This is a genomic window from Bacteroides sp. (assembly GCA_036351255.1).
In the GTDB taxonomy this organism is placed as follows: Bacteria; Bacteroidota; Bacteroidia; order Bacteroidales; family UBA7960; genus UBA7960.
In genome coordinates this window covers 54035-64554 of sequence record JAZBOS010000084.1, presented here as the reverse complement: position 1 = coordinate 64554, position 10520 = coordinate 54035, and the positions used below count along the sequence as shown (strand labels likewise).

The 10520-nt window shown below is 51.2% G+C and carries 9 protein-coding genes; 8 read left to right on the top strand and 1 reads right to left on the bottom strand.

Going from position 1 to position 10520, the window contains the following annotated elements; translation table 11 throughout:
- Positions 1-926, top strand: a 926-nt coding sequence (locus V2I46_07915) for a DUF6029 family protein (GenBank protein MEE4177419.1), incomplete at its 5' end; no start/stop codon positions are given.
- Between the two features lie 9 nt (positions 927-935).
- Positions 936-1784, top strand: coding sequence for an Omp28 family outer membrane lipoprotein (locus tag V2I46_07910; protein MEE4177418.1), 849 nt, complete (start codon positions 936-938; stop codon positions 1782-1784).
- 21 nt (positions 1785-1805) lie between these two features.
- Here V2I46_07910 and V2I46_07905 read toward each other — a convergent pair whose 3' ends face one another.
- Positions 1806-2552, bottom strand: coding sequence for an SDR family oxidoreductase (locus tag V2I46_07905; GenBank protein ID MEE4177417.1), 747 nt, complete (start codon positions 2550-2552; stop codon positions 1806-1808).
- Between the two features lie 100 nt (positions 2553-2652).
- Between V2I46_07905 and V2I46_07900 the strand changes: the two genes are divergently transcribed.
- From V2I46_07900 to V2I46_07875, 6 genes are all read left to right on the top strand, one after another.
- Positions 2653-4110, top strand: coding sequence for a hypothetical protein (locus tag V2I46_07900; GenBank protein ID MEE4177416.1), 1458 nt, complete (start codon positions 2653-2655; stop codon positions 4108-4110).
- Between the two features lie 339 nt (positions 4111-4449).
- Positions 4450-5628, top strand: coding sequence for an acetyl-CoA C-acetyltransferase (locus tag V2I46_07895; protein MEE4177415.1), 1179 nt, complete (start codon positions 4450-4452; stop codon positions 5626-5628).
- Positions 5629-5649: 21 nt separating this feature from the next.
- Positions 5650-6384, top strand: a complete 735-nt coding sequence (gene fabG, locus V2I46_07890) for a 3-oxoacyl-ACP reductase FabG (protein MEE4177414.1) — start codon at positions 5650-5652, stop codon at positions 6382-6384.
- Between the two features lie 42 nt (positions 6385-6426).
- Complete coding sequence (locus V2I46_07885; GenBank protein ID MEE4177413.1) at positions 6427-7416, top strand: ketoacyl-ACP synthase III; 990 nt, start codon at positions 6427-6429, stop codon at positions 7414-7416.
- Between the two features lie 18 nt (positions 7417-7434).
- Positions 7435-8973 (top strand): hypothetical protein, encoded by a 1539-nt coding sequence (locus V2I46_07880; protein MEE4177412.1) that lies wholly within the window; start codon positions 7435-7437, stop codon positions 8971-8973.
- Positions 8973-10478: a long-chain fatty acid--CoA ligase gene (locus tag V2I46_07875; protein MEE4177411.1), complete on the top strand. Its 1506-nt coding sequence runs from the start codon at positions 8973-8975 to the stop codon at positions 10476-10478. The genes V2I46_07880 and V2I46_07875 overlap by 1 nt, the downstream gene beginning before the upstream one ends.
- Positions 10479-10520 lie beyond the last annotated feature (42 nt).

Below are 10520 nucleotides of genomic sequence, written 5' to 3'. Positions count from 1 at the left end.
TCAATGACCCCTCGACCGATAACAACTTCATTTACAAAGACGGGAATGCCCTGGTGTTTACCGGTTCGTATTCAGCCAGTGGATTTGGCCTGCTGTTGTCGGCCAAGCGCATCGATAACATGGGGTTTCGCAGTGACCGCACCGCAGTCGGAAATGACCTGCACATCAATTTCCTTCCACCCACTACCAGGCAGCACCTTTACAGCCTGTCTGGGATGTACCCTTATGCCACACAACCAAATGGCGAGATCGGATTGCTGGGCGAACTGACCTATAAACTCGCCAGCGAGACCTTCTTTGGAGGGCCCAATGGCGCAACGCTTACCCTGAATTATAGCCGCGCCAATGCAATTGACAAAAGTCCAATTAATGATACCACTGCCGTCGGGCAGCGTGGCACCAAGGGCTATACCTCTGACTTCTTCAGCTGGGGTGATGAACTGTATTTCCAGGATTTCAATCTTGAATACAGCCGCCGCTTCAGCCGCAATCTGCGTGGATTACTATCCTATGCCTTCATCACCTATAACCAGAATGTCATTGAAGGGTACCTCGATAAGGAAATGGTTTACGCCCACATTGCCATAGCCGACTTCACCCACCGCCTGCCCAATCGTCACAGCATCCGCTGGGAGTTGCAGCACCTGTCCACCAGGCAGGACAAAGGCAACTGGGCCATGGCCCTGGCCGAGTACACCATTGCCCCGAACTGGTTCTTCTCGCTATCAGACCAGTACAACTATGGCAATGACAATAAAGACCTGCGTTTACACTACCTGACCGTTAGCGCCGGGTACAACCGCAACGCCAATCGCTTCAGCCTCTCCTATGGGAAGCAGCGCGAAGGCATCGTTTGCGTGGGTGGGGTGTGTCGCCAGGTTCCAGCATCGAATGGATTTATGCTTAGCGTTACCAGCAGTTTTTAAACTTTGTACATGATGATTTTCAGAAAAATATCTTTCCTTTTTCCACTTTTTCTGGCCGCTCTTGTGTTTACGGCCTGTGATATCGTTGAAGAGCCCTATATGAATACACCGGACGGAAACGGAAATAACGGCGATGTGGTTCGCAAGGTTCTTCTGGAAGAATTCACCGGGCACCAGTGCCCCAACTGTGCTGAGGGTGCAGAAACCGCCGAAACCCTGAAGGAGTTCTTCGGCGACCAGCTGGTCATCATCAGCATTCATGCAGGCTTCTTTGCACGTACCAGCGCACCCGACTTTATTACCGATTACAGGACTGCGGCAGGCAATGAGATCAACACCTACTTCGGTATCTCTTACAACCCTGTGGGCATGGTGAACAGGAAAGAAACATCCGGAAGTCCGATCCTGAACCCTAACGCTTGGGGAGGCGTCATCAGCGAGATCCTGGAACAGGAACCCCAAGCTGGGATCAACATCAGCACCAGCTACCAGGCTTCAAACCGCAAGTTGGATGTGACCATTAAATCTACTATGCTTGAGGACCTGGAATGCCCAATCTATTTAGTTGCTTTTCTCCTGGAGGATAGCTTGATATCCCCCCAAAAAACCAATGACCCCCACTACCCCGATGGAATCATCCCTGATTATGTTCACCGGCATGTGCTCAGGACATGCATCAACGGCACCTGGGGAGAAACCCTTAGCTCAGGGCAAGTATCAGCGATGCAAGTTTTCACAAAAAACTACAGCCTCACCCTGAATGAGGAATGGGATGCTGAAAACTGTTCCGTTGTGGCTTACCTTTACAGCGGCCAGAACCTGGAGGTTATCCAGGCTGAAGAAAAGAAGTTGAACTGATTAACTGATCAAGTCTGAACCTTACAGGTATATCATCTTGCGGGTCATACCCCCGTCAACTATGAAATTCTGCCCGGTGATGAAGCCGGCCTGATCTGAAAGCAGATACCAGGCGAGGTCGGCAATGTCTTCGGGTTCGCCGATGCGGCCTGCGGGATGCTGCAAATGGTGTTCCGCAGCCCAATCAATAACTTTCCGCTTGCTTTTCTTTTGCCAAGCCGTGGTATCGATCCATCCAGGGCTGATACAGTTCACCCTTACCTCGGGCTGAAGGCTCATGGCCAAAGCGTGGGTCAAGCCATACACCCCGCCCTTGCTGGCTGAATAGGCCTCCGTACCCGGCTCCGACATAAAGGCACGCGTGCTGCATAGGTTCACAATGGCCCCTTTGGTTACCCTTAATGCCGGGGAAAGGTATTTTGCCGTCAGAAAAAAAGAACTCAAATTCACGGCAAGCACCCGGTTCCATTCATCCAAGCTGAGTTCTTCCACAGCTTTATTGGCCGAAATGGCCGCATTGTTTACCAGGTAACTGATGCCTTCAGGGCCTTGCAAGCATTCATCCAGAGCCACCTTCAGGGAAGCCTCCCCTCCTGCATCGCAAACAAAGGTTTTATAAAATTTGTGCGGAACAACTTCCTGCTTAAAGTCTTCCACTGCCTCCGCATCAATATCAAGCACAAATACAAAAACCCCTTCTTTAATCAATTTCATGGATATAGCCTTGCCGATGCCCTGGGCACCCCCTGTTACGATAGCATTTTTCATTTCTTGTGTTTTTGCTTAAAATTAACAAAAAATATATGGAAACACGCTCTTTTCTATGGTGCTTTTTTATATATTTATTCCATTGAAAACAAACGACGTCATGCACAAGCCCCTGAAAAAGTTCTCAGCATTTGCCGCAGCCCTCCTCCCCTTTGAGTGCGATTATCTGTTGGGCATTCACCAGTTGCAGGACCCTGAGAACATCCGCCTGTTGAAAATCATTTCCCATAACAGCCGCCACCCCGCACAAACCAAACCTTATCCTCAACGCACCGACAAACGCAAGTATTCATATCTGAAAAAATGGATTACTGAAAAACTCGAAGCCATCAATGTAGATATCTTTTATGAGTGGCTAAGCCAAATGGATCAGCGCATTATGACCGATGCCCTGAACCCGGAAGATGAAAAAAGGATCATTAAAATCATCAGGCAATATCAGAAACCGGACTTTTACTTTATCCGCTTTTATGAGTTGGTGCAGAACTACCAGAATTTTTTGCTGATCCGTGTGCGCCAGCAATATTACGAGCTGGCCTCGGCTTTCCTGGAAAAGTATAAATTTCCTTATGAACGCTCGCGCCACATCAATCAACGGCTTCATCAAGCTACCCGCGACATCGTAAGGCAATATTCAGAATATGACACAGAAGCTGCCCAGTGGGAGAAGTGGCTATTAGAGGTCTTTTACGAGGAAGAGATCGACGGACTGAACCGTTACCTGGCACTGGTCAGGCTGGTTTTCCTTTATTACAATTACAAGGATTACCATCGGCTCATTGGAATCTTTGAAGACTTGGAGAAGCGCTTTATCCAGGGCGAAATGTACTCGCCCCGCATCCTGGCCAACTACTATGCCAACCGCCTGCTGGTCCACTCCCGCAACAATGAACTCGATCTGGCGGAAACTTACGGCTACCTGTCCATCCGTTACCACAGCAACGATTATCTCTATTACCTGGTCAACCTTTGTGCGGTCTTGTTGCGGAAGGGGAAATATACCGGTGCCCTGCAACTCCTCAACCGGTCCTTTCCCGAACTGAAGAAATCCAATAGTCCGCACACCCGGGTAGGCTTCATAGCGTATTACATCCAGGCCCTTTGGCGCAACGGGAGGGCAGCTGAGGCCGTCAGTTATGCCCAAACAACCCTGCAGACCAACCGCGACGATATCATGCAGCATCGATGGCACTTGTTCTTTTCTTCCTATTTCCTGGCTTTGCTGGCCATCGAAAAATACCGGGACATCCTGTCGCTGGCACGCCGGTACAAACTCCTGGAAAAGGACAAACAGTCACAAAAAAGGGCCGGTTATGTTCCCAACCTGATATGGATGTTTCAGCTAGCTTCTTATAAGCAACTGGCCATAACCAGGGAAAAGCTTTACGAGACCCTCTACGAAACAGCCCTCCCTTGCCTTACCGACCATCATAAATTCTTTATCCTGAGTGATCTGTGCAACGACCTGAAAATCCACGACATCGAAGTCTTCGACCGCCTGCACCACCAATTGTTCAGAACCCAGCCAGAAAAGATGACCCCAAGGTTTTTTGTTTAGACCAAGAGCAAAAACCATAAAGCTGGCAATAGCTGCTCAGCCAGTTCTTCCTAACCATTTACCGCATTCGCTGAAAAGTTTAATCCCCTTTTGAATGGTATTTGACTTTCGTACAGCCTTTTTTCAAGGAATAAATTTTTTTGTTTTTAAATAGTCACACCAATATTAAATTTTTTTATTGCTCTGTTTATCAAATTTTTAACAACTAAAATTCATGTATTTTATAAAATAGTCACACCCAATTATGTTCTAATCCGCCTTTTCTTTAAGTGCCCTTCCATCGAAATTTGCAATACGCTTTATTATCAGGAAATTAAATCTCAAAAATAATTGAACGTTATGCAAGAAGTGGTGATCGTTTCAGCTGCCCGCACGCCCGTAGGGAGTTTTGGCGGGGTGCTGGCTGGCTTTTCAGCGGTAGAACTGGGGACCATCGCAGCCAAGGCTGCCCTTGAGCGGGCTGGCATCGATCCAGCCCTCATCGGCGAGACCTTTGTAGGCAACATTTTGTCGGCCGGTTTAGGGCAAAACCTGGCACGTCAAATAGCTGTATATTCCGGAGTGCCCATTGAAAGCCCTGCCATAGCCATCAACCAGCTTTGTGGATCAGGCCTGCGGGCTGTTGCATTGGCAGCCCAGGGCATTATGCTCGGGCAATATGATGCAGCCCTTGCCGGAGGAACCGAAAGCATGAGCAACGCACCCTACCTTCTGCCTAAGGCACGTTTTGGATACCGCATGGGCGACGGAGCAGTGATTGACAGCATGATTACCGACGGCCTGCAGGATGTTTTCAACAATTACCATATGGGTATTACCGCCGAAAACATCGCTGAAAAGTGGAATCTTTCGCGCGAAGCCCAGGATCAGTTTGCCCTCAAAAGCCAGAACAAGACAGAGGCTGCCCAGAAAGCAGGCCGCTTCAAGGATGAGATCGCACCGGTGCCGGTACCCCAGCGTAAGGGAGATCCCGTGGTGGCAGACACCGATGAGTTTCCGCGCCACGGGCTCACCATTGAAGGCCTGCAGAAACTGCGTCCCGCCTTTAAGAAGGATGGCACCGTTACGGCCGGCAACGCCAGCGGCATCAACGACGGCGCCGCTATGCTGGTTGTGATGAGCGCCCGTCAGGCTGAATCGCTCGGATTACAACCCTTGGCACGCATTGTGACCTTCGCCACCTGCGGCCTCGATCCCAAAATTATGGGATATGGTCCGGTGCCCGCCACCCGGAAAGCCCTCAAACAAGCTGGACTGACCATTGACGACATTGACCTGGTGGAGGCCAACGAAGCCTTTGCTGCCCAGTCGCTGGCCGTCATTAAAGACCTGAATCTCGACCCCGCAAAGGTCAACGTAAACGGGGGCGCCATTGCCCTCGGCCATCCCATCGGCGCTTCAGGCGCAAGAGTACTTACGACCTTGCTGTATGAACTGCAAAGGCGTGAACTGAAACGCGGCCTTGCCACCCTATGTATCGGCGGCGGACAGGGAATTTCAATGATTGTTGAACGTTAACACCTTAAAGATTTGCAACGAATGAAAGATCAGGTAGCCATCATCACCGGAGGCGCCGACGGCATCGGAAAAGCCGCATGCCTGCGTTTTGTAGCGGAAGGCGCCACAGTTGTCATCTGGGACCTCAACGAAGAAAAAGGCATTGCCCTGGAGAAACAGCTTATTGAAGACGGTGGAAAAGCACACTTTATGAAGGTGAACACCGCCAGCTGGGAGGAAGTGGAAAGCGCCGCAAAAAGCGTCTTCGAAAAATACCAGCGCATCGACGTGCTGATTAATAATGCTGGCATCACCCGCGACAGCACCCTGAAAAAAATGACACCCGAGCAGTGGCAGCAGGTGATCGATGTAAACCTCACCGGCGTGTTTTATTGCACCAAGGCGGTTTCCGAATTTATGGTCACACGCAACTACGGCCGCATCATCAATACCTCTTCTGTGGTAGCGCTCTATGGCAACTTCGGCCAGACGAACTATGTAGCTACCAAGGCAGGGGTGGTAGGGATGACCAAGACCATGGCACGTGAACTGGGGCGCAAGGGCATCACCGTAAACGCGGTAGCTCCCGGCTTTATTGCCACAGAAATGGTAGCTAAGATGCCCGAGAACATCCTCCAGGGCATGAAGGACAAAACTCCGATGGGACGCCTGGGAACCCCCGAAGAAATTGCAGCCACCTATGCTTTCCTGGCTTCCAATGAAGCGGGCTTCATCAATGGAACGGTGATCAGTGTCGATGGGGGCATCACCGTTTAATGCATTACCAGTAATGACGCTTAGCGCGAATACGCTTAGACTATGAGAAATGCCATCATACACTCCATCGGCGCCTATGTTCCCGAGAAGGTAGTACCCAACAGCTATTTCGATACTTTGCTGGGAGAAAACGTAAGTGACTGGCTGGCGCAGAACGTGCAGATCTATGAGCGCGGCTGGTGCAGTGAAGACCAGTCGGTGGCCGATCTGGCTGCTGAAGCTATCCGTCTCGCCCTTGACGATGGCAAGGTCGATCCCCAGGAGGTGGACCTGCTGATCATCTCTACCGATACCCCGGAATACATAAGTCCCTCCACTGCCTCAAAGGTGCAGTATATGCTGGGGATGAACAATGCAGGAACCTTCGACATCAATACCGCCTGCGCAGGTTTTGTCACCGCCCTCGACACCGGCTCCAAGTATATCCGCGCTGACGAAAACTACAACACCGTCGTGGTGGTGGGTGCCTATGCCATGAGCAAATACCTGAACCTGACAGACAAGAAAACGGTGACCCTTTTTGCCGACGGGGCAGGTGCTGTGGTCCTGAAAGTTTCAGAAGAAGCCGGACGGGGCTACCTTACCAGCCAGCAGATCACCCGCGGAGAATATTATGGCCACATGGGCATTTATGCCGGCGGAACAAACCATCCCCTCAGCCAGCAGGTGCTCGATGAGAAGGACCATTTACTGAAATTCGTCCACAAATTCCCTAAGGAGCTAAATCCCGAAATGTGGACCATGATGGCTAACACCCTGGCCGAACGCATTTGCGTGAAGCCCAATGAAGTGGATCATTACCTGCTAACCCAAATCAACATCAACAGCATCTGGGAAACCATGGACCGCCTGGGGGCGTCCCGCGAAAAAGCACCCACGGTAATGCACCATTACGGTTACACCGGTTCTGCCTGCATACCCCTGGCTCTTAACGAAATCTATCAGAACGGCAAACTCAGGCGGGGCGACCTCCTGTTTTTCATTGGTTCCGGGGGCGGACTTGCCTTTGCCAGCGCAGCCTTCAGATATTAACCCTTAAATTGTAAGAAATTGGCCACAGCAACAATGGTTACGGGCGCCTGGATCCTCATCCTGCTCTATATGGCAGTGATACTGTTCTTCGTGGTTCGGGGCGCCTCCAAGATCAAAAACATCTCCGACTACGCCCTGGGGAACATCCTGTTTTCGCCCTATGCCGTTGGGCTTTCGCTTGCTGCCGCCATGACCAGCGCTGCCACCTTCGTCATCAACCCGGGCTTCATTGCCAACTTTGGCATTAGCGGGGTGATCTCCTATGGCATTGCCCTGCCCATTGCCTCGATGATCAGCCTTGCAGTGCTTACCAAAAGCTTTCGTAAATACGGGGAAACGGTAAAGGCCCTGACCCTGGCCCAATGGATCGGCAAGCGTTACAACAGCAAGAACTATTCGCTCTTTATGGCCTTCCTGTCCCTGCTGCTCATCACCTTCATCGTCCTGATCCTGGTGGCCATCGTCAGTGTGATCGCCACTGCCCTCAATGCCGACCCCATCATTGTACTGACCTGTGTCGTGGTTTTCGTCTTTGGCTACATGATGTTTGGCGGAGCCAATTCAATGGTTTATACCAACACCATCCAGGCCATTATTATGCTGGTGGTCGCATTTGTCCTACTGGGCAGCGGTATCAAATTCTTTGGTGATGGCTTCAGTGGTTTTCTTTCGAAACTGCGAGAGATCGACCCTATTCTCACCGCACCCACCAACCCCAACAGCCCCCTATTCCGTAACTTCTATGAAATCATCTTTGCGCAAGTTGTGGTGGGCATCGCCATTGTGGTGCAACCCCACATTATCACCAAATCTCTGTTGCTGAAAAAAGACAGCGATGTCAATAAATTCCTGACCACCGCCATTATCGTTGAGATGATCTTCTTTTTCGTGGTGTTTGCCGGGCTCTATGCCAGGCTGACCTTCCCCGACCTGATGGCCAACGGCGCCCCCCTCAGAAATGACCAGATCATCCCCGTTTACGTGGTGCAGATCTTTGGTGGAAACCTTCTGGCGGTCATCGTAGGCCTGATCGTGGTTTTGGGTTTGATGTCGGCAGGTATGTCAACCCTCGAGGGACTGATACAGTCAGTGAGCACTTCCATCACTTCCGATATTATCAAACCCCTGGTGGGAGAAGAAAAGCTTTCGGACCAAAGCCTAATACGCATCAACAAGGCGGCTATCATTCTGCTAGGCATTTTGGCCTGGTTCATAGCCCGGGGGCAGATCCTCAACCCCAACCTCAGCGTTGCCATCCTTGCACAAAACGGCGTCTATGCCTTCTTCTCCGCTGCCTTTATCCCGATCATCTTTGGTATCTTTGTCAAAGACCTGAAAACCAGCATTTCCTTCGTGGCTTCCATCACGGCTGTTATCGTGCATTTCCTGGTATTCTTCGGCCTCGAACCCCTGGTGAATGCTGGTTGGGATTTCGGGTTCTTCAACCAATTCCTTACGGGCCCGGTGAAAAACCCCGCCATTGCTTCTTCTTCGGCCATCGTTGTATCAACATTCGTGGCCTTTTTGTTGTTGTTATTCAATAGGAGGAAAGCCTGATGTCGTGGATTGACTGGTTTGGACGCTGGAATATGTACAACCCCTCCAGGGTTGCCATCGAGGAATATGAGACAGGCCGCGCCTTTACCTACGGGCAATTCCACCAACTGGGCAATTTCACCGCCCGCTGGTTTGCCGATGAGCTGAACCTTGAAAAAGGCGATCGCCTGGCCATACTCGCCGAGAACTGTCTCGAATACATCACCCTGCTGGCGGTAGCCCAGAAAACCGGCCTGATCATCGTGCCCCTAAATTACCGCCTGACCCCGCACGAGCTCCGGTTTATGCTTGGTGATGCCCGCCCAAAGATCACTTTTGTAGAAGAAAAATTCCGCGACAAGTTCGAAGGCATTGAAAACCTCAACGAGCTGACCAGGGTCCTTCCCCTTGAAGATCTTTCCGCCCGCTCCGACGCATTCGTGAAAAGCGGGGAAATGGCAGAATGCCCAGCCCATGAGGTGACCGAAGACGATGCTGCACTGATCATTTACACCAGCGGCACTACAGCCTTCCCAAAGGGCAGCATATACACCCACAAGATGATGTTCTGGAACAGCATCAACACCCAGCTTCGTCTCGACCTGACCGCCGACGACCGCAGCATCAACTGTGCTCCGCCTTTCCATACCGGAAGCTGGAACGTGCTCGAGACTCCCTTTCTGCACCACGGGGCTTACACCCTGATGATGCGTACCTTCGACCCTGGCGCTGTGCTGAAAGCCCTTGACGAACGCGACATGACCATCTTCTGGGCGGTACCCACCATGCTGAAACTGATGCAGGAAAACCCCGGCTACGGAAAGGCAAAACTCGAAAAGGTCCGGTATTTCGTGGTAGGCGGCGAGGCCATGCCCATACCCCTCATTGAACAATGGCACCAGAAGGGCATCTTCATTCGTCAGGGCTACGGCCTGACCGAGGTGGGACCCAATGTCATGTCACTCAACCACCAGGATGCCACCCGCAAGGCAGGCAGCATCGGTAAGCCCAATTTTTATTACGAGGTTCGCATCGTTGATGATAAGGGTGAAAATGTACCCACGGGTGAAGTGGGCGAGTTCCTCCTGAAAGGGCCTACCGTGACCCCCGGCTACTGGAACAACCCCGAAGCCACTGCTGATACCATTCACAACGGATGGTTTCATACCGGTGACTTGGTGCGCCGCGATGAGGAAGGCTTCATCTATGTGGTCGACCGCATCAAGAACATGTATATCTCGGGAGCCGAAAACGTATACCCCGCAGAGGTTGAATACCTGCTGCGCAAGCACCCCGCCGTAGATGAGGTCGCCATCATTGGCGTCCCCGACCCCAAATGGGGCGAAACCGGGAAAGCCTTCATCGTTCCCCAAAAAAACATAAAAGTGACCATCGAAGACATCCTGGACTTTTGCGCCGGGAAACTGGCAAAATATAAGATACCCCGCCACGTTGTTTTCCTGGAGGAACTACCGAAAAACCACGCAGGGAAAATCGACCGAAAAAAATTAAAGGAAAACGAATGAAAAACCAGGCAGCATTTGCCCTGGTTTATTCGTCTTGATAAG